Here is a 22567-nt window from a genome sequence, read left to right as displayed (position 1 = left end):
CACTTCTCGGAAAGCGACTACATAGATCTGTAATCGCACGAAGCGCCCAAGCAGTTAAGGTTAATTACAAGTCAGCCGTTCAATTTTATTGCGCTCAGACTTTAACTTAATCCGCTGCGAGCAATCTTTTCATGAAACCCATTGACTACAACAAGCACCGCGCCACCAAAAGTTCCAACACCCGAGTACGCTTTCTGATTTTTCACTACACCGCCGGTAACTTCTCCAGTTCGGTCAATGCACTCACCGGCCCAAATGTCAGCGCCCACTATCTGGTTCCCGACATCACCGATCCGAGCTACTTGAAAGCAGGTTATACCGGGCAGGAAGTATTCAGTCTCGTCGACGAAACCAAGCGCGCGTGGCATGCGGGCGTCAGTACCTGGGGCAATCGAAGCAATCTGAACGACACATCTATCGGCGTTGAAATCGTCAACCTTGCAACGTTTAGCCAAGGTGTTTTCAATTTTCCGCCGTATCAGCCAGAACAAATTGCTGCCATTGAAGAGCTGGCGTTGAACATCCTTGAACGCTACCCGGATATCAGCCCGACCCTTGTTCTGGGACACTCGGATATTGCGGTCGGCCGCAAGAGTGACCCAGGGCCGAAATTCCCCTGGCATGCCCTTTACTTGAAAGGCGTCGGTGCCTGGTTCGACGATGTCTCCCGAGACGCCTACCTGCAGCAATACAACGAGACCGGCATTCCAGCCCGAAGCGACTTGCTCAAACTGTTCAAGACTTACGGGTATGACGTTTCCGGTGCGTCAACCGAACAAGGCTTCACACAACTGGTCAGGGCCTTTCAGCTGCACTTTCGCCCGAAAACGTACGACGGGATCATGGATGCGCAAACGGCCGCGAATCTGGCGGCATTGGTTCACAAGTATTTTCCTTGATCGCCGCTGCAAACCAGATGTCGGGGCCGAATATCAAGAACCAGCAAGGTCAGGAACGATGACCTTGCTGGCTTCCTTTAAATCGAATACTTCTGCAAATTCGCCATCATTTCCTTCAGCGCTTCAAGGTTGTCCTGCGGATGCGCCGCGCCTTCGAAGTCGCAGATCTGCTGCCAATGCGCCGCCACATCCTCGGGGGAGAAACCAACCCGAGGATCAAACCCTGCGCCGAGGCTTCGTTCCCAGCGCACCTTGCCCATCCAGCCGCCACCGACTTCAAACAGCCCGGAGGTTTCCTGGCAGTTCTCGCTGGCGAGGTACACCACCAGCGGGCTGACCAGTTCCGGTTTGAGTTGCTCAAAGACTTGCGGCGGGATCAGGCCTTCGGTCATGCGGGTGCCGCCGGTGGGGGCGATGGCGTTGACCAGGATGTTGTTCTTGCGGCCTTCGATGGCCAGGGTGCGGGTCAGGCCGTAGAGGCCGAGTTTGGCCATGCCGTAGTTGGACTGACCGAAGTTGCCGTAAATGCCCGAGGTCGAAGCGGTGAAGATGACGCGGCCGTAGTTTTGCTCGCGCAGGTGCGGCCAGGCGGCACGGGTGACTTTGTAGGCGCCTTCGACGTGGACGCGGTAAACCAGGTCCCAGTCGCCGTCTTCCATTTTGTGGAAGGTTTTGTCCCGCAGGATCCCGGCGTTGTTGACCACTACATCGACACGGCCGAAGGTGTCCAAGGCGTTCTGAACGATTTTGTCGCCGTCGGTGACGGAGTCATGGTTGGCCTCGGCGATGCCACCGGCCTCGCGGATTTCGGCCACCACCCGGTCGGCTGCCGAAGCGTTTGCACCTTCGCCCTGAGCCGAGCCGCCGAGATCGTTGACTAGCACTTTGGCGCCTTGTTTGGCGAACAGCAGCGCGTGGGCCCGGCCCAGGCCGCCGCCTGCACCCGTGATAATCACGACTTTATCTTCGAAGCGCACAGACTCATTCATTGGGGGGACTCCAGCAGGCCAAGGGACAATGAGTCCGAGTGTCAGGCACGGCGATGCGGGTCACAATGAACTGGGGTGAGGCTGAATGGTGCGCAATAAGGCAGGGGGATAATCAGGAACAGGCGGCCTTGCGCGGCGGTGAAACCAACTGATCGCGAAACTCCAGATAGTGCTTGAGCACCTGCCCCGGCGCCTCGGTTTGCGGGTAGTGACCAATACCGGGCAACAAGACCGTGTCCGGGTTCGGGATCAGTTCCCGATAGCGCTCGACCATGTGCGCACCGGAAATCGGATCGACCTCCCCATCGATCACCCGCAACTGCACTTCACCCCGCTGCATCGCGCTGACCCAACGTTCGCGCTGGGCACGCCGCTCAGGGATGTAGGCGATCAATTTGTGCATGATCCGTGGCCCTTGATTGCTCTCGATCAAGCTCCAGAAATCATCCATCTCGCTCTCGGAGGGGCTACTTTGCGGGCCGAATATCTGTCGGAAACTCTTCACCAGACCATCACGGGAAAAGGCGCGCCCGATCATCCAGCCCAAGGGGCTGAGCAGGAGTTTTTGCATCAGGATCGGACGATGGGTTTCGGGAAAGAGGCCGCCATTGAGGAACACACAGCTGGCGATATGGATACGCGCTTCGTAATGCCGGGCCAACAGTTCCTGAGCCACGCTGTCGCCATAATCGTGGGCCAACAGGTGCACCGGCTGCTCGATCTTCACATGTGCCAGCAAGGCCTGTTGCAGATCGGCCTGCTCCAGCAGGCTGTATTCGTGGTCCACCGGTTTTGCGGAGTCGCCAAAGCCGAGCATGTCGCAGGCAATCACCCGATAGCGCTGGGTCAGCGGCTGCCAGAGGAAATGCCAGTCCCAACTGGCGGTCGGGAAGCCATGAATGAGCAACAGTGGCTCACCCTGCCCGGCCGTCCAGTAACGGATGGTCTGGCCACGGAATACGAACGACTGGCCGCGTTTGCGCCAGACACACAGGGGGATCTCGGCGAGTGCCATTAGAGTTTATAACCCGCGTCTTGTTTATCGAGTTTGCGAAGCAGCGCTGGCCAGGCCAGTGCGCCGCCCATCCCTTGAGCACTTTTGGTGACACCGGCGATCATTGCCTTGGCGCCTGCCAGAATCTGCGGTTCGATGGCGATCAACTCGGCGCCACCGTTCTGCGCCAGCACCTGGATATCGCAGGCGCGCTGGAAGGTAAACATCATCAGGAACGTGTCGGCGATGGTCGCACCGCAGGTCAGCAGACCGTGGTTGTGCAGCATCAGGAAATTGTTTTCGCCAAGGTCGGCTTGCAGTCGCGCCTTCTCTTCATGGTTAAGCGCAACACCTTCGTAGGCGTGATAAGCCAGGCTGGACAGGACAAACAATGATTGTTGGCTGATCGGCAAAATGCCTTGTTTCTGCGCCGACACCGCAACACCGGCAGCGGTGTGGGTGTGCAGCACGCAGACGACATCGTGACGAACCTCGTGCACCGCGCTGTGGATGGTGTAACCGGCCGGGTTGATCTCGTAAGGGCTGTCCATCAGCTTGTTGCCGGCCTGATCGACCTTGACCAGGCTGGACGCGGTAATCTCGTGGAACATCATCCCGAACGGGTTGATCAGAAAGTCTTCGGTACCGGGGACCTTGGCCGAGATGTGGGTGAAAATCAGGTCATCCCAACCATGCAGAGCAACGAGACGATAGCAGGCGGCAAGATCGACGCGGGTCTGCCACTCGGCGGCGCTGACCTGGTCTTTGACACTGTGTGGCGATTGGACGGGGGCTACGTTCACGGCAAGGAACCTCTAATTTTTATTCTTGGGGTTTCTATTGTTTACCGACGTTACAGAAGTCTAGTCACGCCCCGGCAATCGTGTAGTTGCATTGGCAGCCAGCTTGATGGCCTAGCGAGTCAGTACGCCAACGAACGTGGATCCATGTCAAAGTACTGCCGCCAACAAGGGGGCGGCGAACAGATTAAGCAGCCCCGTCAGAACCATGACTAACCCCGCCACCGAGCCCTCTTCACCTCCCACTTCATGTGCTCGACTGACCCCGGCACCGTGCGCGCCGACACCAAACAGCGCCCCTCGAGCCAAGGCACTGCGCAGGGGCAACCATTTGAGCAGAATGCCGCCGAGCATCGCCCCGAACACCCCGGTGAACATCACAAACACCGCCGTCAGTTCCGGTACGCCGCCCAGGTCATGAGCCAGCGGCATGGCAAAAGGCGTGGTGATCGAACGCGGCACCAGTGACATCGTCACCGAACTGTCCAGCGCCAGCGCCTTGGCCAACCCGAACGAACTTCCGATGGACGCCGCGCTGCCCGCCAGCATCCCCAGCAACAACGCCGACCAATGCCGCATCAGCATCTGCCGCTGCTGCCAGATCGGCACTGCAAAAGCGACGGTAACCGGCCCCAGCACCAGCATCAGCCAATGGGTGTTGCTCGAATATTCGGCATACGCGGTGTGCAGCGGCACAGCGAGCGCCAACAGCAAGGCTGGAACCAGAATCAGTGGCGACAACACATAGCGCCCGGTGCGCCGATAGATCCAGCGACTGAACAGATAGGCCAGCAGCGTGAAGGCCAGCCAGAACATCGGCATCAGCTCAAGCTTCACGAGACCTCCTCAACCGCACCACCAGTTCCACGGTAAAGGCGGTCACCAGCATCACCATCAACGTGCTGACGCCGATCACCAGCAAAATTCGCCAACCGTCGCTGCGCAGCAGGCCGCCGTAATCGAGCAGGCTCATGAGCGCCGGAATGAAGAACAACAGCATCTCGGCCATCAACAGGCCGGCGCCCATTTGCAGCGCTGCCGGTTTGACCACACCCAAAGCGAACGCCAGCAGCAACAGCACCATGCCGATGACACCGCCGGGAATCGGCCAGGAAAACCACACGGCCATCTGGCAGCCGAGCAGATAGATGGCCAGCAGCACGGCTAATTCGGTCGCCAGTCGAGCCCAGCTTTTCAAGGTTGATGCGTTCATGTCTTCGGTCCTCACAGGTGCTCATTTTACGGAGCGGGCTGCTATACCCGAAGCGAATTGTTAGACTCTAAGACATTCCAAAATGGAATCATGCAGATGGAATTCAAACAGCTACGCAGCTTCGTCGAGGTCATGCATCAGGGTGGTTTTACTCAGGCCGCCAAGACCTTGCACATCAGTCAATCGGCGGTGAGCAAACAGGTTGCTCAGCTGGAACAGAGCCTGGGCACTGCGTTGCTCGAACGGCAGGGTTCGCAGCTGCGCCTGACCGCCGCCGGCAGCGTGGTCCTTCTAAGGGCCGAAGGCATGCTGCGGCTGCGCAACGAACTGCTCAGTGAGCTGGATGATTTGAGCCAACTGGCCCGCGGGGAATTGCGTCTGGGTTTGCCGCTACTGGGCAGCGACGCGCTGTTCGCCGGACTGTTCGCCGAGTACCGGCGACGCTACCCCAACATCAGCATTCAATTGCTTGAGGGCGGCAGCCTGAACATCGAACAGGCCGTTTTGAGTGGAGAGCTGGAACTCGGTGGCAGCCTGTTGACGAAGGACCCGCAGTTCGCCTTCCAGCCTTTCTGCGATGAACCGCTGGACGCCCTGCTGCCGGCCGATCATCCACTGGCGTCGAAGACTGTGATTGGGCTGGAGGAATTGGCCGACACGCCCTTCCTGCTGTATCAGCGCAGCTTCGTGCTCAATGACCGTTTGCTGCAAGCCTGCCAGCAGCTGGGGTTTACGCCGAAGGAAGGCGGTCGCAGCGGCCAGGCTGACTTTCTTGCAGCGCTGGTGGCGGCCGGTCAAGGTGTGGTGCTGTTGCCGCGCGTGGTGGCACGCGGGCTGGTGCGGCCAGGTGTGGTGCGCCTGACCTTGAACGCACCGAGCTATCTGCGTTGGGATATCGCCTTCATCTGGCGTCAGGGCGCGTACTTGTCAAAAGCCGCGCAAGCCTGGCTCGCCTTACTGCGCGAGCGACCGGTCAGCCCCGCAGAGCGCTGACCAGCTCCGCCAGCCAAGGCTCGGCGTCGGTTTCCGGCGTCACGCTTTCGCTGGCGTCCAGGCGCAGCATGGGCAGGACTTCGCGCAGGCCCAGTTCGCCGAACAATTCGCGCATCAACTCACCGCCGCCGCAAAACGTGTCGCCGTAGCTCGCATCGCCCAGACCAATCACGGCGCCCGGCAAGCCACGCCAGGCAGCAGGCAACTGGTCGCGAATGGCGAAATACAACGGTTGCAGGTTGTCCGGCAACTCGCCCATGCCGGTGGTCGAGGTCACCGCCAGGAAGGCTTCGGGGCCAAAGGCCTGAACATCGGCGAGGCTCGCACGCGGGTTGTGAAAGGTTTCGAAACCTGCGGTTTTCAAAATATTAGCGGCGTGGCGGGCGACTTCTTCAGCCGTGCCGTACACCGAGCCTGAAAGGATGGCGACTTTCATCAATCTGATCCTGAAGCTGAGTAAAAAGACGGGGGATATTAACAGCCGTGGCAAAAAAGCTGCGATTGACTCTCAATTAACGCGGATGACCAGTAGAAAGTTTTCAGTGTTCTTTTAGAATGCATCTCACTATCAAATTGGAAAGGACTCTCCGATGATTAACGCCCAACTGCTGCAAATGGTGATCAACGCTTCCAACGACGGCATCGTGATTGCCGAAAAGGAAGGCGAGCAGGACAACATCCTGATTTACGTCAACCCGGCATTCGAACGCCTGACGGGTTACACCAGCGAAGAAATCCTCTACCAGGATTGCCGTTTTCTTCAGTCCGGGGACCGTGACCAGGAAGCGCTGCCGTTGATTCGCGAGGCCTTGAGCAGTGGCGGTTCCTGCCGGGAAATCCTCAGGAATTATCGCAAGGACGGCACGCCGTTCTGGAACGAGCTGTCCCTTTCGACGGTGAAAAACCCGGATGACGGACAGACTTATTTCATCGGTGTGCAGAAAGACGTCACTCTTCAGGTCAAGGCGCAGCAGCGGGTCGCGCAGTTGGAGGCGCAACTGGCCGAGGTCCAGACCGCGCTTGCCGCACTAAAAGCGACGAACGGCAAAAACAAAACGAAGGATTGATTGTCATTAACTACAATCACCAGTGACTTTGTAACTATTTCTGTCGAGCGGATCATGCAACGCGACGCACTCCTGACCCAGGATGAGCTGGATTTTATCCAGACAATGCAACACAACCCGCAACTCAATATGCGGGATGCGACGTCGAGCCTGCTCGTTAACGGTGGTTCGCAGATCCGTGACCTGCTCACGCGCCTTGCCGCTCATGAGCAAGTCACCATCCAGGCCAGCTTCGAAAACCAGCAAATGACCTTCCCGCTGCACTTGGTAGAAGACGAGTTTCATGCGCTGCATTTACGCCTCGGCGTCCCCAGCATCTATGAAGACGGACCGATGGTCCGGCCATGGCGCCTGGTACTCGAGGAACCGGTAGCGCTGGAGAATGCCAATGGCCAGCCCGGTACGATGTGGGTGCACGAAGTGTCGTTCAAAGGGGTTTTGCTGGAAGTTCGCAACAAAACCAAACCGCCAAAACATTTCGCCTTATGGTTCAGCCCGTCTGGCTACGAGCGCATCGCGTTGCGCGGCACCTTCGAGAAAGAAACCGAGAGCGGCTTCTATGCCTATCAGTTGAATCAGGATGACAAGGACGAAACCGAGCGTCTGCGTCAGTACATCCTTCAACAGCATCGGCTGACGCATCCGGCCATGCATCTCTGATTCAAGTGTCCGGGTTGCCAGTCAGGAACTGTTTCAAACGCTGACGCATGACCAATCCTTCGTTACCCAGACATCCAATCGACGATCCAGCCAGGCTTTCCTGCACCAGATCGGACGCATCCCCCGCCAGCATCAACTGACAATCCAGACTCAAGGCCAGGCGCTTCAATCGCCGTGGCAACTCCGGCGAAGGCGCGTGATTGGAAACCAGCACCAGCGCCTGGGGCTTGATCCGTTCGCAGACCAGGGCCAATTCGTCGAACGGCTGACCGATAGCCAACACTTGAATAGCCGAATCGACACTGCTCAGAAACAGCGCGGTTACCAGCACTTCGAGTTCACGACACTGATCGTTGAGGGCGCAGAGAATCACCCGTCGCGGCTGCAGGACACGCACCAGCAGCAGGCGGTGCAACACTCGGGTGCGCAGAAAACCATCCAGAAAAAGCCACTCGCTGGCTTGGCCGAATGCGTCATGGCGCTGCAGTACTTGCTTCCAGAGTGGAAGAAAAATGTCCTGAAACACGACAATCAGCGGATAACTGGAAAAGATCTGTCCATAGACCTGCTCCAGTTGAACCTCGTCAAAGACATTCACCACCACCTGAACTTGTTGCTGCCATTGCGTGTAGTCAGCTTGCATGAGTTCATTCGGGATGATGTGTGACAGCGCCTGCGGCGGTGCAATCCTGGCCAGGATCTTACCGACTTTACTGACGGCAACGCCGCGGTCGATCCAGTCAATGATGCTGTGGACACGATCGATATCGGTCATCGAATACAGTCGGTGTCCACTTTCGGTGCGCGCGGGCTGTATCAGCCTATGGCGACGTTCCCATGCACGTAGCGTGACCGGGTTGACCCCCGTCAGGCGCGCCACTTCGCGTATCGGAAACAGTTCTTCCTGCTCGAGTGGAAGACCGGGCTGTAACCCAGGGACAACGTCAGTCAGGACAGGCATTTTATAATTCTATGTCCATGTATAAATTGGATCCCATTCTACCTCCCCTGCCCCCATACCCTTCAAGACGTTGATAGCGACGAATGTCACTGACGTTCCAGGTAGAATCAGGAATAATCCTTGCTTGTTCCAAGACGCAGCCCACCACCCCGGCGCTGCGCCTGGCGAAACTCCTATCCGGAGCGACGCGATTGTCATACGGAGATACACAATGTCTACCTCACCCGTCACGCTGATGGTTGCGCGCCGCGTCGCCGATGGTCGCTATCAAGACCTGATCGCCTGGTTGCACGAAGGCGAACAACTGGCCACCGATTTTCCCGGCTATCTCGGTTCTGGCGTGCTCGCTCCGCCGCCCGACGATGACGAATTCCAGATTATTTTCCGCTTCGCTGACGAGCAGACTTTGCACGCCTGGGAGCATTCCGCCTCGCGCACCGCATGGCTGGCACGCGGCAGTGACTTGTTTGCCCATCCAACGGAACATCGTGTCAGCGGCATCGAAGGCTGGTTCGGTGCGGCCGGCCAGCGCCCACCACGATGGAAACAGGCCGTGGCGATCTGGTTGGCATTCTTTCCGGTTTCCTTGCTGTTCAACTTTGTCCTCGGGCCGTTGCTGAGCGACATGGGTCTGCTGAGCCGGGTGTTCATCAGCACCTTGTGCCTGACCCCGTTGATGGTCTACTTCTTCATTCCGCTGTCGACCCGCCTGCTGGCCAGCTGGCTGAACACCACGCCGCAACGGCCGCTGGCCGCCGAGCCCTCCACCCAGAACCACTGATTCCCACAGAGGAAGTCCCACGGTAGGTGAATGCCGCCGCGCGCTGGTATAGTTTTGCTCTTACCGCGACGCGAGCCGTTCATGACCTCTTTCGTAGCCCCAATCCTCATCACCGGTGCCGGCCAACGTGTCGGCCTGCACTGCGCGCAGCGTTTGCTCGAGGATGGCCAGCCGGTGATCTTCAGCTACCGCAGTGAACGCCCCGGCGTGCAAGTTCTGCGCGACCTGGGGGCGACTGCGGTGTTTGCCGACTTCTCCACTGAAGCCGGAATCTTCGCGTTCATCAGCGAACTGAAAAACCACACCGACAGCCTGCGGGCGATTGTCCATAACGCCTCCGAATGGCTGGCCGAAAACCCGGACACCGACGCCGCAGCCTTCACCCGCATGTTCAACGTCCACATGCTGGCGCCCTACCTGATCAATCTGCATTGTGTCGACTTGCTGCAACGCTCAAGCCCTGCCGACATCGTGCACATCAGCGACGACGTGACCCGCAGGGGCAGCAGCAAACACATTGGCTATTGCGCCAGCAAAGCCGGGCTCGACAGCCTCACCCTGTCCTTCGCCGCGAAATACGCGCCGACAATCAAGGTCAACGGTATTGCGCCAGCCCTGCTAATGTTCAATCCCGACGACGACGCGGCGTACCGCGCCAAGGCACTGGCCAAGTCCGCGCTGGGTATCGAACCCGGCTGCGAAGTGATCTACCAGAGCCTGCGTTATTTGCTCGACAACCCTTATGTCACCGGCACGACCCTGACCGTCAACGGCGGACGGCACATCAAATAAGCGGCCCCGCGAGGATGTTCCATGACGTTATCCCTGCCCCAGAACGCCCTGTCCCAGAGCTATCGCGAAATCCTCATCGGCCTCGGTGAAAACCCTGACCGCGAGGGTCTGCAAGACACCCCGGTTCGCGCGGCAAAAGCCATGCAGTACCTCTGCCATGGTTATGAGCAAAGTGTCGAAGAGATCGTCAACGGCGCGCTCTTCGCTTCCGACAACGATGAAATGATCATCGTCGACAACATCGAGCTGTACTCGCTCTGCGAACATCACATGCTGCCCTTCATCGGCAAGGCGCATGTGGCTTATATTCCAACGGGCAAGGTGCTGGGCCTGTCGAAGATTGCACGACTGGTGGACATGTTCGCCCGACGCCTGCAAATCCAGGAAAACCTCACCCGCCAGATTGCCGAGGCAGTTCAGGAAGTCACCGGAGCAGCCGGCGTCGCGGTGGTCATCGAGGCCAAGCACATGTGCATGATGATGCGCGGCGTCGAGAAACAGAATTCGACCATGAACACCTCGGTGATGCTCGGCGCCTTCCGCGAGTCGAGCAACACCCGCCAGGAGTTCCTGCAATTGATTGGACGGAGCAAGTAGCAATGCCACAACTTCAACCAGGAACGGCACGCATCCGGGTCAAGGACCTGTGCCTGCGGACCTTCATCGGGATCAACGAGGATGAAATCCTCAACAAGCAGGATGTACTGATCAACCTGACCATCCTGTATGCCGCTCAGGAAGCGGTGCGTGACAACGACATCGATCACGCGCTGAACTACCGCACCATCACCAAGGCGATCATCTCCCACGTGGAAGGTAATCGTTTCGCCCTGCTCGAACGCCTGACCCAGGAAATTCTCGATCTGGTGATGGTCAACGAGTCGGTGTTGTACGCCGAGGTCGAAGTCGACAAGCCCCACGCCCTGCGATTCGCCGAGTCGGTGTCGATCACTCTCGCCGCGAGCCGCTGACCGCGTCTGGCGCATTGTTCGTCAGACTTTTATCATCCGCGCCACGATTTGATTGCACAGAGCCCGCCATGACCGATCAACAACGCCTGGAACTCGAAGCCGCCGCCTTTCGCCGGCTGGTCGCCCACCTGGACAGCCGCAAGGATGTGCAGAACATCGACCTGATGAACCTCTCCGGTTTCTGCCGCAACTGCTTGTCCAAGTGGTACAAGGCCGCTGCCGACGAACGCCAGATCGAGGTCAGCCTCGATGACGCCCGCGAAGTGGTTTACGGCATGCCGTACGCCGAGTGGAAAGCCCAATACCAGCAAGAAGCCAACGCCGAACAACAAGCGGCGTTCGCCAAAGGAAAACCAAATGAGTGATTTGAACACCCTGCGCGCCAGCCTCAAGAGCGGCGAACACGTTTTTGCCGACACCCTGGCGTTCATCGCCGCCGGCTACGACTATCAGCCTCAGGCTTTCAACAACGGCGGCGTGGAAAACGCAGCCGGGCAGAATGAAGGCTCGTGCAAGACCCTGGGTCTGGCGCTGCTGGAAGGCTTGAGCGATGAAGAAGCGCTGTTGGCGTTCGGCGAGCATTACCGTTCGGTGGTGGCGACGCCTGAGGGCAGCGATCACGGCAATATCCGCGCGTTGATTGCTCATGGCCTCGCCGGTGTGAAGTTCACTCAGCAGCCGCTGACTCGTCGCTGATTCAACATCCAAAGATCGCAGCCTCGTTTCGCTCGACAGCTCCTACAGGGAAATACGATCTATGTAGGAGCTGTCGAGTGAAACGAGGCTGCGATCTTTTGACCTTCCACCGCACATCCCGACTTTTAAGATTGACCCGGCGACTTTATTTCGTTTGCCGGGCACCGCTGCTCACGGCTTAGATAAAAAGAAGCATCCCTTCTTCAGAGTCGGTCATCCATGAGCAGCGAAACCATCAGCCAGTCGATCAACATCGTTCATCCCGTCACGCTCAGCCACGGCAAAAATGCCGAGGTCTGGGACACCGATGGCAAGCGCTACATCGACTTCGTCGGCGGCATCGGTGTACTGAACCTCGGCCATTGCCATCCGCGCATCGTCGAGGCCATTCGCGAACAAGCCACCCGGCTGACTCACTACGCGTTCAACGCCGCTCCGCATGTGCCCTACCTCGAACTGATGGATCGTCTCACCGCGTTTATTCCGGTGAACTACCCGGTCAGTGGCATGCTCACCAACAGCGGCGCGGAAGCGGCGGAAAACGCCCTGAAGATCGTCCGTGGCGCCACCGGTCGCACGGCCGTCATCGCCTTCGACGGCGCCTTCCATGGCCGCACCCTCGCCACGCTCAATCTCAACGGCAAAGTCGCGCCCTACAAACAGAAAGTCGGCGTGCTGCCGGGTCCGGTTTTTCACCTGCCCTTCCCGAGCAGGGACAACGGCGTGACCTGCGCCGAGGCCCTGAAAGCCATGGACCGACTGTTCAGCGTCGAAATCGATGTCGAAGACGTGGCGTGTTTCATCGTCGAACCGGTGCAGGGCGAAGCGGGGTTCCTGGCGCTGGACGTGGAGTTCGCCCAGGCGCTACGCCACTTCTGTGACGAAAAAAACATCCTTCTGATCGCTGATGAAATCCAGTCCGGCTTCGGTCGCACCGGCCAGCGCTTTGCATTTTCACGATTGGGCATTGAGCCGGACCTGATTCTGCTGGGCAAAAGCATCGCCGGCGGTGTGCCGCTGGGTGCGGTGGTCGGGCGCAAGGCACTGCTCGACACCTTGCCCAAGGGCGGACTGGGCGGGACCTATTCAGGCAACCCGATTGCCTGCGCCGCAGCACTGGCAACCCTGGACGAGATGACCGATGCGAACCTGCACGCCTGGGGCTCGCAACAGGAAGAAGCCATCGTCAGCCGCTACGAGGCCTGGCGCGCCAACAAGCTTTCCCCGTATCTGGGCCGCTTGACCGGCGTCGGTGCGATGCGCGGCATCGAGCTGACCAATGCCGACGGCACACCCGCCTCGGCGCAGTTGACCCAATTGCTGGCGCTGGCACGAGACGCGGGTCTGCTGCTGATGCCAAGCGGCAAGTCGCGTCACATCATTCGGCTTTTGGCGCCGTTGACCACTGAGGCAGCGGTGCTGGAAGAAGGGCTGGATACCCTTGAGGTTTGCCTCGCAAAACTGTCCTGACAATCTGAATCTGCGCGCACAAAAAAACCGGCCTAGGCCGGTTTTTTAGTTTCTACAGAATCAGAATCAAGCGTTCTGCAGGTCGTCGAGGTAGCGCTCGGCGTCCAGTGCCGCCATGCAGCCAGCGCCGGCCGAGGTGATGGCCTGACGGTAAACGTGATCGGCCACGTCACCGGCAGCAAAGATACCTTCGAGGCTGGTGGCAGTGGCGTTGCCGTCACGGCCGCCCTGCACAACCAGGTAGCCGTCTTTCAAGGTCAGCTGACCTTCGAACAGTGAAGTGTTCGGGGTGTGGCCGATGGCGATGAACACGCCGTCGACTGTCAGCTCGTCGAAGCTGCCGTCGTTGTTCTTCAGACGGGCACCGGTCACGCCCATGTTGTCGCCCAGAACTTCGTCCAGAGTCGAGTTCAGCTTCAAGACGATTTTGCCTTCGGCAACCCGGGCATTCAGTTTGTCGATCAGGATCTTCTCGGCGCGGAAGGTTTCGCGACGGTGGATCAAGGTCACTTTGCTGGCGATGTTAGCCAGGTACAGCGCCTCTTCAACAGCGGTGTTGCCGCCACCGACCACAGCCACTGGCTTGTTGCGGTAGAAGAAACCGTCACAGGTCGCGCAGGCCGAAACGCCTTTGCCCATGAACGCTTCTTCCGACGGCAGGCCCAGGTAACGAGCGCTGGCACCGGTGGCGATGATCAAGGCGTCGCAGGTGTAGGTCGCGCTGTCGCCGGTCAGGGTGTACGGCTTGGCAGCGAAGTCCACGGCATTGATGTGATCGAAGACGATTTCGGTTTCAAAGCGCTCGGCGTGCTCTTTCATGCGGTCCATCAGCGCCGGGCCGGTCAGGCCGTGGACGTCGCCAGGCCAGTTATCGACTTCGGTGGTGGTGGTCAGTTGACCGCCGGCTTGCATGCCGGTGATCAGCAGTGGCTTGAGGTTGGCACGGGCGGCATAGACCGCGGCGCTGTAACCGGCAGGGCCGGAACCGAGAATAATCACTCGCGAATGACGGACTTCAGACATGACCTGCTCCTGTTGACCGGCCCGAAATATCTGGCACGGAACGCCGGGTTGCCGGCGGGAATAAAAAAGGACCGTTGAAAGCACTTGGGGAAGGCTTGAGCTCGACAGTCCTGTAAAAAGATTGGGTGCAGCGTATCGAGGGGGCGAAGATTAAGGAAATACGGTTTAACAATCCAGCTCATAGGCGGGCTCTATCCGATCACGATGGATACATAGGCGCCTTTGTTACAGTTAATGTCGATGCTGCTACCGCGCTTTCGCCTGTCAGGCAAAGCCGGTAAGGTCGGCGCGTTTCCCCTTTGCTCGGAGCACGTTATGCCCGCCCCTGTTCTGTCCGGCCCACAATACCTGCGCGAAGGCCTCAAGCTGGTCCTCAGCCCAAGCCTGCGTTTGTTTGTGCTGTTGCCGCTGATGATCAACCTGGTGCTGTTCGTCGGATTGATCTACCTGGCCAGCCATCAATTCAGCCTGTGGGTCGATACATTGATGCCGTCCCTGCCCGACTGGCTGAGTTTTCTCAGTTATGTGCTCTGGCCGTTGTTCGTGGTGCTGGTGGTGTTGATGGTGTTCTTCACCTTCACCATGCTGGCCAACGTCATCGCCGCGCCATTCAACGGCTTCCTCGCGGAAAAAGTCGAAGTCGTGGTGCGCGGCACCGACGACTTCCCGTCCTTCAGCTGGGGCGAGCTGATCGCCATGATCCCCCGCACCCTGGCCCGGGAAATGCGCAAACTCGGCTACTTCCTGCCGCGCGCCATCGGACTGTTCATCCTCTCGTTCATTCCGGTGGTGAACATCATCGCGGCGCCTCTGTGGCTGCTGTTCGGGGTGTGGATGATGGCGATCCAGTACATCGACTACCCGGCGGACAACCACAAACTGGGCTGGAACGAGATGCTCGCCTGGCTGCGCGAGAAGCGCTGGCAGAGCATGAGTTTCGGCGGCAGTGTTTATCTGGTGCTGCTGATTCCGGTGGTCAACATCCTGATGATGCCGGCGGCTGTGGCGGGTGCGACCCTGTTCTGGGTGCGTGAACGCGGCGCGGAAAACCTGGTAGTCCAGCGCTGATCCGGTCACAAATTCATCATCCCACCGTCACACTGGCGACATGGCCTCAGTCGACACTGAGGTCATGACGACAGCTCTGCATATCACCCTGATCACCGAAACCTTCCCTCCCGAAATCAACGGAGTCGCCAATACTCTCGGCCGCTTGTGCGACGGCTTGCGCGCGCGCGGACATCAGGTGGAATTGGTGCGACCACGTCAGGGTTGCGATCAGCAGTTGGGCAGCGACGATGCGTTGTTGCTGTGCCGAGGCTGGCCGCTGCCGGGTTATCCCGGCTTGCAATGGGGTCAGTCGTCGATGCACAAGCTGCTGCGGCGCTGGAAACGTCATCGACCGGACGTGCTGTATATCGCCACGGAAGGACCGCTGGGATTGTCCGCGTTGCGCGCGGCGCGGCGCTTGGGGATTTCCGTGGTCAGCGGCTTCCACACCAATTTCCAGCAGTACTCCAGTCAGTATGGGCTTGGACTGCTGACGCGATTGCTGACCCACTACCTGCGCTGGTTTCACAATCGTTCGACGCTGACCCTGGTGCCGAGCGTGAGTCAAAGAATGGAACTGGAGCGCCGGCATTTCGAGCGCCTGGCGTTGCTGTCACGTGGGGTCGACAGCCAGTTGTTTCACCCGACCAAGCGGATTAATGCCCTGCGTGAGAGCTGGGGGCTGGGTAACGACGACATCGCTGTCATCCACGTAGGACGTCTGGCACCGGAGAAAAATCTGGGCCTGCTCAAGCGCTGCTTCGACGCACTGAAAGCCACTTATCCACAGCGCAAAATTCGGTTGATTGTGATTGGCGACGGCCCGCAACGAGCGGAACTTGAGAAAGAACTGCCCGAGGCGATTTTCTGTGGCTCTCAACGCGGCGAAGCCTTGGCCAGTCACTATGCGTCGGGGGATGTGTTTCTGTTTCCAAGCCTGACCGAAACCTTCGGCAATGTCGTGCTTGAGGCGTTGGCCTCGGGACTGGGTGTGGTGGCGTACGATCAGGCAGCAGCGGCTCAGCACATCCGCCATGGCTACAACGGCGTACTGGCGATGCCGGGGGATGAGGACGCGTTCTGCGATGCGGCGTGTTGGCTGTTGGAGGAGCGCGAAACGTTGCGCTGCGTGCGGCTTAATGCGCGTCAGCATGCAAGTCGCCAAGGGTGGGCAGCGATTATCGAGCAGTTTGAAGGGCAGTTGCGCGGGGCCTGTTTCAGAGAGCAGTTGGTTCCGAATGCACCGACCTTGCCTTGATTCTTCGGTGTTCTTTAGTCAGTCATCGCGAGCAAGCTCGCTCCCACATTGGTTCTGCGTCGTACAGAAATCCAGTGTCGGAGCGAGCCTGCTCGCGAAGGCGTCAGTCAAGGCGCCGCTTAAACCAGGGTCATCAACGCCTCACGGCTGAACGGCAGGATGTCTTCTTCGCGGCCGTCACGCACCTTCTGCGCCCAGTCCGGGTCCACCAGCAGCGCACGACCTACCGCCACCAGATCGAACTCATCATTGTTCAAACGCTCCAGCAGTTTTTCCAGGCTGGCTGGCTGCGCGATCTTGTCGGTGTTGACCATGAACTGCAGGAACTCGCCGTCCAGGCCGACGCTACCCACGGTGATGGTCGGCTTGCCGGTGAGTTTGCGGGTCCAGCCGGCCAGGTTCAGCTCGGAACCGTCGAACTCCGGCTCCCAGAAACGGCGCGTCGAACAGTGGAAAATATCCACGCCGGCGTCGGACAACGGCTTGAGGAATTCACCCAATGCCTCCGGTGTTTGCACCAGACGCGCGGTGTAATCCTGCTGCTTCCATTGAGAGAAACGGAAAATAATCGGGAAGCCTTCGCCGACCGCTGCACGCACAGCCTGGATCAGTTCAATGGCAAAACGCGAACGGTTAGCCAGGCTGCCGCCGTATTCGTCGGTGCGCTGGTTGCTGCCCTCCCAGAAGAACTGGTCCACGAGGTAGCCGTGGGCACCGTGAATTTCAACGCCGTCCATGCCGATGCTCTGGGCATCTTTGGCGGCCTGGGCAAACGCGGCGATCACGTCCTGGATATCTTGCTGGGTCATGCCGTGCACCACGACCTGACCATCTTTCAATTTCTCCGACGGACCGTAACCCGGCACGCTGGCGTCCGGCTCGGTGCCGATGCGGCGCACGCTGCCGACATGCCACAGCTGCGGAACGATCTTGCCACCTTCAGCATGAACCGCGTCGACCACTTTTTTCCAGCCGGCCAGCGCTGCTTCACCGTAGAAATGCGGCACGTTCGGGTAACCGTTGGAAGCCTGGTGGCCGACGGTGGTGCCTTCGGTGATGATCAAGCCAACGCCTGCGGCGGCGCGACGACGGTAGTACTCGATCACTTTGGAATTAGGAACGCCACCCGGCGAAAACGATCGGGTCATCGGCGCCATGACGACGCGGGTCGGCAGTTCGAGGGTGCCGAGGTGGAACGGTTTGAACAGGGCTTTGACGGGCATGGGACGCTCCACGAAAACGGTATCGACGGGACAGATGTTTTATGACGGCGATAATATGCGGAGCGACAAGCGATGCACAGCACTATTGATCTGGGTGATTAAGGATTAAAAGACAGAAGCAAAAAGATCGCAGCCTTCGGCAGCTCCTACAGGGGAATGTGTACACCCGTAGGAGCTGCCGAAGGCTGCGATCTTTTGATCTTTCTTTTTAGCTCAGCGCTTTTTCAATCGCATGAACAACTGTCGGATCATCCGGCGCCGTGCGTGGTGAAAACCGCGCCAGTACACGCCCGTCCTTGCCCAGCAGGAATTTTTCGAAGTTCCAGGTAATGTCACCCGGGAACTCAGCACCCTCGCCCGCCAGCAGACGGTACAGCTGATGACGATCGTGACCATTGACTTCCAGCTTGCTGGACAACGGAAAGGTCACGCCATAGTTGAGGCTGCAGAAATCCTGGATCTCTTGCTCGGTACCCGGTTCCTGCCCGGCAAACTGGTTGCACGGCAGGCCGAGTACGCTGAACCCTTTGTCCTTGTATTGCTGGTAAAGGTTTTCCAGCGCCGCGTACTGTGGGGTCAAGCCGCATTTGGAGGCAACGTTGACCACCAGCACGACACGCCCCTTGAAAGGCGCCAGCGGTAGCTCCTGACCATCCAGGGCTGTCAATTTAAGGTCGTGAAAAGCACTCATGACGAACTCCAAATTCCCGTGATCTTCTCGAAACAGCCACTTGGCGGTGTCACCAGGGACAGCCGCGGACTAAAAAGGCGCCCCTCGGGCGCCTCTCCAGTTCTCGAAAGCTTAGCGCAGAAAATCAGTGGTGATGGCCACCTTCGCCATGGACGTGACCATGAGCGATTTCTTCCTGGCTGGCATCACGGATGTCGATGATTTTGACCTGGAAATTCAGGCGCTGACCGGCCAACGGGTGGTTGCCGTCAACGGTGACATCGTCGCCGTCCAGATCGCGAATGGTGACGATCTGCATTTGGCCGTCCGGAGCGGATGCGTGGAACTGCATGCCCACTTCCAGCTCGTCGACGCCTTCGAACATGCTGCGGCTCAAAGTGCTGACCAGTTCGGCAGCGTATTCGCCGTAGGCATCTTCAGGTTCTACGGCGACAGTCAGTTCGTCACCGACTGCTTTGCCTTCCAGAGCCTTTTCCAGGCCCGGAATGATGTTACCTGCGCCTTGCAGGTAGACCAGCGGCGCGCCGCCGGCTGAGCTGTCGATGACCTCACCAGCGTCGTTGGTCAGGGTATAGTCGATGGAGACAGCCTTATTGGCGGCGATCAGCATGGGGCGAGACCTTTTGCATAAGAATGAAGAATGGCCAAGTTTAGCGAAGCAATCGCCCGAAAGCGAACACAACCCGGACAGACGGGTGACGGCGAAAGGCTCAACGGTCACAGGTTTCCATCAGGATGAGGACGGGCACTGGGTGGCCGAGCTTTCCTGCGGTCACACCCAGCACCTGCGCCACCAGCCACCGTGGCAATCACGCGCCTGGGTCCTGGACCCCGCGCAACGTATTGAAAAAATAGGCCAGCCCTTTGATTGCGGTTGGTGCGCACAAGGCTCGGTTAGCGATAACCTTGGCGACTGAAATTCGGTAGATCGTCAGACATAGATGATCGCCACTGCCATGCACCTCCAGAGAATCCGCATGCAAACTTTTTTTATCGCGCCCACCGATTTTGGTGTGGGTCTGACCTCCATCAGCCTCGGGCTGGTGCGTACTCTTGAGCGGGCCGGCCTCAAGGTCGGCTTTTTCAAACCGATTGCCCAGCCGCATCCGGGCGACACCGGCCCTGAACGGTCCACTGAACTGGTGGCGCGCACTCACGGTTTGAAACCGCCTCAGCCGCTCGGTCTGGCGCACGTCGAGCGCATGCTCGGCGACGGTCAACTGGATGAGCTGCTCGAAGAAATCATCACCCTTTATCAGCAGGCTGCAGTCGGCAAGGATGTGCTGATCGTAGAAGGCATGGTCCCGACCCGCAGCGCCAGTTACGCCGCTCGGGTCAATCTGCATTTGGCGAAAAGCCTCGACGCCGAAGTGATCCTGGTCTCGGCGCCGGAAAACGAGGTGCTGACCGAGCTGTCCGGCCGAGTGGAATTGCAGGCGCAATTGTTCGGCGGTCCGAAAGACCCGAAAGTCCTCGGCGTGATCCTCAACAAAGTCAAAACCGACGAGAGCATGGAGGCCTTTGCCTCGCGCTTGAAAGAGCATTCGCCCTTGCTGCGCAGCGGCGATTTCCGTCTGTTGGGTTGCATTCCGTTCCAGCCGGAATTGAACGCCCCGCGCACCCGCGACGTCGCCGATCTGATGGGCGCGCAAATTCTCAATGCCGGTGATTACGAGACCCGGCGCATGACCAAAATCATCATCTGCGCCCGCACCATGCGCAACACCGTGGAGCTGCTCAAGCCCGGCGTGTTGGTGGTGACGCCCGGTGATCGCGACGACATCATCCTCGCCGTCAGCCTCGCCGCCATGAACGGCGTGCCGCTGGCCGGCCTGTTGCTGACCAGCGACACCCTGCCCGACCCGCGCATCATGGACCTCTGCCGTGGCGCGTTGCAGGCCGGCCTGCCGGTGTTGTCGGTGAGCACCGGCTCCTACGACACCGCCAACCAGCTGAACGGTTTGAACAAGGAAATCCCGATCGACGACCGCGAGCGCGCGGAGATCATCACCGATTTCGTTGCCAGCCACCTCGACGCCCAATGGCTGCACCAACGCTGCGGCACGCCACGGGAAATGCGCCTGTCGCCCGCGGTGTTCCGTTATCAATTGATCCAGCGCGCCCAGGCCGCCAACAAACGCATCGTCCTGCCCGAAGGCAGCGAGCCGCTGACCGTGCAAGCCGCAGCCATCTGTCAGGCACGTGGTATCGCCCGTTGCGTGTTGCTGGCGAAACCGGCGGACGTCGAAGCCGTGGCTCGCGCCCAAGGCATCGAGTTGCCGCCGGGGCTGGAGATTCTCGACCCGGACCTGATCCGCGAGCGCTACGTCGAGCCGATGGTCGCCCTGCGCAAAAGCAAAAGCCTCAACGCGCCGATGGCCGAGCAGCAACTGGAAGACACCGTGGTGATCGGCACCATGATGCTGGCGCTGGATGAGGTCGACGGATTGGTGTCCGGGGTCATTCACTCCACCGCCAACACCATCCGCCCGGCCCTGCAGCTTATTAAAACGGCGCCGGGCTGCACGCTGGTGTCGTCAGTGTTCTTCATGCTCTTCCCGGAGGAAGTGCTGGTCTACGGCGACTGCGTGATGAACCCGCACCCGAGCGCCAGCGAACTGGCCGAGATCGCGCTGCAAAGCGCCGACTCGGCAGCTGCCTTCGGCATCACCCCGCGCGTGGCGATGATCAGCTACTCCAGCGGTGAATCGGCCAGCGGCGAAGAGGTCGAGAAGGTGCGCGAAGCGACGTTGCTCGCCCACGAGCAACAAAACGCGCTGTTGATCGACGGCCCATTGCAGTACGACGCCGCCGCCAACGAAACCGTTGCCCGGCAACTGGCGCCGAACAGCCTGGTGGCAGGTCGCGCCACCGTGTTCGTGTTCCCCGACCTGAACACCGGCAACACCACCCACAAAGCCGTGCAGCGCAGCGCCGACTGCGTCAGCCTCGGGCCGATGCTGCAAGGCCTGCGCAAACCGGTGAACGACCTGCCGCGCGGCGCGCAAGTCGACGACATCGTCTACACCATCGCGTTGACCGCGATTCAAGCTGCCAACCGACCTTTGGATCTTTAAATGCTGGATTCCCTACCTGCACCGCTGCGAGGCGTGATTGCCTCGCTACTGTTGGCGCTGAACACGATTGTCTGCTGCACACCGCTATTCATTGTGGCGATTTTCAAACTGATACTGCCCTTCCCCTCCGCCCAGCGCTTTACCGATTGGCTGATGGGCCACATCCACGAAGCCTGGATCAGCAACAACAAAGCGTGGATGGACTTGCTCGGTCACACACGCTGGACGCTCAGCGGCCTCGAAGGTCTGGACTATCAGCACTCGTATTTGATCACTAGCAACCACCAGAGCTGGGTCGACATCATGGTGTTGCAGTACGTGCTGAACCGGAAGATTCGCCCGCTGAAGTTCTTCCTCAAACAGGAACTGATCTGGGTGCCGGTGATTGGCCTGGCGTGGTGGGCGCTCGGCTTTCCGTTCATGAAGCGCTACTCCAAGGCCTACCTGGAAAAGCACCCGGAGAAGAAAGGCAAAGACCTGGAAACCACCCGCAAGACCTGCGACAAGTTCCGCCACAACCCGGTGGGGATTTTCAACTTCGTCGAAGGCACGCGTTTCACCGAAGGCAAGCATGCCCAGCAGAAATCGCCGTTCCGTCACTTGCTCAAACCAAAGGCGGGCGGCATTGCGTTTGTGCTGGATGCCATGGGTGAGCAGCTGGAAGCCATCGTCAACGTGACCATTCACTATCCTGCCGGGCGGCCCGGTTATTGGGATTTGCTCTGCGGGAATGTGAAGGAAGTTGTTGTGCATTTTCAGGAACTGAAGATTCCGCCGCAGTTCATCGGCAAGAACTACGACCAGGACGGCGAGTATCGATTGCAGTTTCAGGGCTGGATCAACCAGTTGTGGCAGGACAAGGACGCATTGCTTGCACAGATGCACCGGGAATACCCAGGCAAACGTTGATCCCCTGTAGGAGTGAGCCTGCTCGCGATAGCGGCCGCACATTCAGAATT

Annotated in this window: 27 protein-coding genes; 16 read left to right on the top strand and 11 right to left on the bottom strand. The window is 59.1% G+C overall.

Annotated elements, in window-relative coordinates:
* Positions 1-131 precede the first annotated feature (131 nt).
* Complete coding sequence (locus VD17_RS04955) at positions 132-899, top strand: N-acetylmuramoyl-L-alanine amidase (protein ID WP_046052917.1); 768 nt, start codon at positions 132-134, stop codon at positions 897-899.
* A gap of 77 nt (positions 900-976) precedes the next feature.
* On the opposite strand, the gene VD17_RS04950 is transcribed toward VD17_RS04955, so the two are convergent.
* From VD17_RS04950 to VD17_RS04930, 5 genes are all read right to left on the bottom strand, one after another.
* Positions 977-1888, bottom strand: coding sequence for an SDR family oxidoreductase (locus VD17_RS04950; RefSeq protein ID WP_046052916.1), 912 nt, complete (start codon positions 1886-1888; stop codon positions 977-979).
* A 112-nt stretch (positions 1889-2000) separates the two neighbouring features.
* Positions 2001-2903 carry an alpha/beta fold hydrolase gene (locus tag VD17_RS04945; protein WP_046052915.1) on the bottom strand — a complete coding sequence of 301 codons (903 nt, stop codon included), beginning with the start codon at positions 2901-2903 and terminating at the stop codon, positions 2001-2003.
* Positions 2903-3685, bottom strand: a complete 783-nt coding sequence (locus tag VD17_RS04940; protein WP_033057887.1) for a class II aldolase/adducin family protein — start codon at positions 3683-3685, stop codon at positions 2903-2905. The genes VD17_RS04945 and VD17_RS04940 overlap by 1 nt, the downstream gene beginning before the upstream one ends.
* A 147-nt stretch (positions 3686-3832) precedes the next feature.
* Complete coding sequence (locus VD17_RS04935) at positions 3833-4519, bottom strand: LrgB family protein (protein WP_033057889.1); 687 nt, start codon at positions 4517-4519, stop codon at positions 3833-3835.
* On the bottom strand, positions 4509-4895 hold the full coding sequence (locus VD17_RS04930; protein WP_046052914.1) for a CidA/LrgA family protein: 387 nt from the start codon (positions 4893-4895) through the stop codon (positions 4509-4511). The genes VD17_RS04935 and VD17_RS04930 overlap by 11 nt, the downstream gene beginning before the upstream one ends.
* A 96-nt stretch (positions 4896-4991) precedes the next feature.
* On the opposite strand from VD17_RS04930, the gene VD17_RS04925 reads away from it, so the two are divergent.
* Entirely contained in the window at positions 4992-5888 is an 897-nt protein-coding gene (locus tag VD17_RS04925; RefSeq protein WP_046052913.1) for a LysR family transcriptional regulator, read from the top strand.
* Here VD17_RS04925 and VD17_RS04920 read toward each other — a convergent pair.
* The gene (locus VD17_RS04920; RefSeq protein ID WP_046052912.1) at positions 5869-6324 is read right to left on the bottom strand and encodes a flavodoxin; all 456 of its coding nucleotides are present in this window, start codon (positions 6322-6324) and stop codon (positions 5869-5871) included. The two genes, VD17_RS04925 and VD17_RS04920, sit on opposite strands and share 20 nt — an antisense overlap.
* 154 nt (positions 6325-6478) lie before the next feature.
* On the opposite strand from VD17_RS04920, the gene VD17_RS04915 reads away from it, so the two are divergent.
* Positions 6479-6955 (top strand): PAS domain-containing protein, encoded by a 477-nt coding sequence (locus VD17_RS04915; protein WP_046052911.1) that lies wholly within the window; start codon positions 6479-6481, stop codon positions 6953-6955.
* Positions 6956-7009: 54 nt separating this feature from the next.
* Complete coding sequence (locus VD17_RS04910; RefSeq protein WP_046052910.1) at positions 7010-7615, top strand: hypothetical protein; 606 nt, start codon at positions 7010-7012, stop codon at positions 7613-7615.
* 1 nt (position 7616) lies between these two features.
* Here the strand turns inward: VD17_RS04910 and VD17_RS04905 are convergent, their stop codons facing one another.
* Positions 7617-8576, bottom strand: a complete 960-nt coding sequence (locus VD17_RS04905; RefSeq protein WP_046052909.1) for a MerR family transcriptional regulator — start codon at positions 8574-8576, stop codon at positions 7617-7619.
* Between the two features lie 211 nt (positions 8577-8787).
* Between VD17_RS04905 and VD17_RS04900 the strand changes: the two genes are divergently transcribed.
* The 7 genes from VD17_RS04900 (at position 8788) to VD17_RS04870 (ending at position 13286) form a co-directional block, all read left to right on the top strand.
* Positions 8788-9357 carry an antibiotic biosynthesis monooxygenase gene (locus VD17_RS04900; RefSeq protein ID WP_046052908.1) on the top strand — a complete coding sequence of 190 codons (570 nt, stop codon included), beginning with the start codon at positions 8788-8790 and terminating at the stop codon, positions 9355-9357.
* An 81-nt stretch (positions 9358-9438) separates the two neighbouring features.
* On the top strand, positions 9439-10149 hold the full coding sequence (gene folM, locus VD17_RS04895) for a dihydromonapterin reductase (protein ID WP_046052907.1): 711 nt from the start codon (positions 9439-9441) through the stop codon (positions 10147-10149).
* Between the two features lie 21 nt (positions 10150-10170).
* The gene (folE, locus tag VD17_RS04890; RefSeq protein WP_046052906.1) at positions 10171-10746 is read left to right on the top strand and encodes a GTP cyclohydrolase I FolE; all 576 of its coding nucleotides are present in this window, start codon (positions 10171-10173) and stop codon (positions 10744-10746) included.
* A 2-nt stretch (positions 10747-10748) separates the two neighbouring features.
* Positions 10749-11120: a dihydroneopterin triphosphate 2'-epimerase gene (folX, locus tag VD17_RS04885; RefSeq protein ID WP_046052905.1), complete on the top strand. Its 372-nt coding sequence runs from the start codon at positions 10749-10751 to the stop codon at positions 11118-11120.
* 68 nt (positions 11121-11188) lie between these two features.
* Entirely contained in the window at positions 11189-11485 is a 297-nt protein-coding gene (locus VD17_RS04880; protein WP_008150700.1) for a DUF1244 domain-containing protein, read from the top strand.
* Positions 11478-11816, top strand: coding sequence for a HopJ type III effector protein (locus VD17_RS04875; protein ID WP_008037347.1), 339 nt, complete (start codon positions 11478-11480; stop codon positions 11814-11816). Before VD17_RS04880 ends, VD17_RS04875 begins: the two co-directional genes overlap by 8 nt.
* 219 nt (positions 11817-12035) lie before the next feature.
* Complete coding sequence (locus VD17_RS04870) at positions 12036-13286, top strand: 2-aminoadipate transaminase (protein ID WP_046052904.1); 1251 nt, start codon at positions 12036-12038, stop codon at positions 13284-13286.
* A 66-nt stretch (positions 13287-13352) separates the two neighbouring features.
* Here the strand turns inward: VD17_RS04870 and trxB are convergent, their stop codons facing one another.
* The gene (trxB, locus tag VD17_RS04865) at positions 13353-14309 is read right to left on the bottom strand and encodes a thioredoxin-disulfide reductase (RefSeq protein ID WP_008150707.1); all 957 of its coding nucleotides are present in this window, start codon (positions 14307-14309) and stop codon (positions 13353-13355) included.
* Positions 14310-14624: 315 nt separating this feature from the next.
* On the opposite strand from trxB, the gene cysZ reads away from it, so the two are divergent.
* Positions 14625-15377 (top strand): sulfate transporter CysZ, encoded by a 753-nt coding sequence (gene cysZ / locus VD17_RS04860; RefSeq protein ID WP_046052930.1) that lies wholly within the window; start codon positions 14625-14627, stop codon positions 15375-15377.
* Positions 15378-15417: 40 nt separating this feature from the next.
* On the top strand, positions 15418-16617 hold the full coding sequence (locus tag VD17_RS04855; RefSeq protein WP_046052903.1) for a glycosyltransferase family 4 protein: 1200 nt from the start codon (positions 15418-15420) through the stop codon (positions 16615-16617).
* A gap of 119 nt (positions 16618-16736) precedes the next feature.
* On the opposite strand, the gene VD17_RS04850 is transcribed toward VD17_RS04855, so the two are convergent.
* From VD17_RS04850 to VD17_RS04840, 3 genes are all read right to left on the bottom strand, one after another.
* Positions 16737-17840, bottom strand: coding sequence for an NADH:flavin oxidoreductase (locus tag VD17_RS04850; protein ID WP_046052902.1), 1104 nt, complete (start codon positions 17838-17840; stop codon positions 16737-16739).
* 208 nt (positions 17841-18048) lie between these two features.
* Positions 18049-18531 carry a glutathione peroxidase gene (locus tag VD17_RS04845; RefSeq protein WP_033057948.1) on the bottom strand — a complete coding sequence of 161 codons (483 nt, stop codon included), beginning with the start codon at positions 18529-18531 and terminating at the stop codon, positions 18049-18051.
* Positions 18532-18655: 124 nt separating this feature from the next.
* On the bottom strand, positions 18656-19141 hold the full coding sequence (locus VD17_RS04840) for an FKBP-type peptidyl-prolyl cis-trans isomerase (protein WP_007901600.1): 486 nt from the start codon (positions 19139-19141) through the stop codon (positions 18656-18658).
* Here VD17_RS04840 and VD17_RS04835 point away from each other — a divergent pair.
* Genes VD17_RS04835 through VD17_RS04825 form a run of 3 tightly spaced genes read left to right on the top strand, consistent with a single transcriptional unit; the run spans position 19110 to position 22517 of the window.
* Positions 19110-19448 (top strand): DUF3565 domain-containing protein, encoded by a 339-nt coding sequence (locus VD17_RS04835; protein WP_033058229.1) that lies wholly within the window; start codon positions 19110-19112, stop codon positions 19446-19448. The two genes, VD17_RS04840 and VD17_RS04835, sit on opposite strands and share 32 nt — an antisense overlap.
* A 60-nt stretch (positions 19449-19508) precedes the next feature.
* Positions 19509-21608 carry a phosphate acetyltransferase gene (gene pta, locus VD17_RS04830; protein ID WP_046052901.1) on the top strand — a complete coding sequence of 700 codons (2100 nt, stop codon included), beginning with the start codon at positions 19509-19511 and terminating at the stop codon, positions 21606-21608.
* The gene (locus VD17_RS04825; RefSeq protein ID WP_046052900.1) at positions 21609-22517 is read left to right on the top strand and encodes an acyltransferase; all 909 of its coding nucleotides are present in this window, start codon (positions 21609-21611) and stop codon (positions 22515-22517) included.
* The last annotated feature ends 50 nt before the right edge of the window (positions 22518-22567 follow it).

Origin of the sequence: Pseudomonas fluorescens (assembly GCF_000968015.1) — a bacterium.
Classification (GTDB): domain Bacteria; phylum Pseudomonadota; class Gammaproteobacteria; order Pseudomonadales; family Pseudomonadaceae; genus Aquipseudomonas; species Aquipseudomonas fluorescens_W.
Note: the sequence above shows the minus strand (reverse complement) of the source record. Positions and strands in the feature narration are given on the sequence as shown.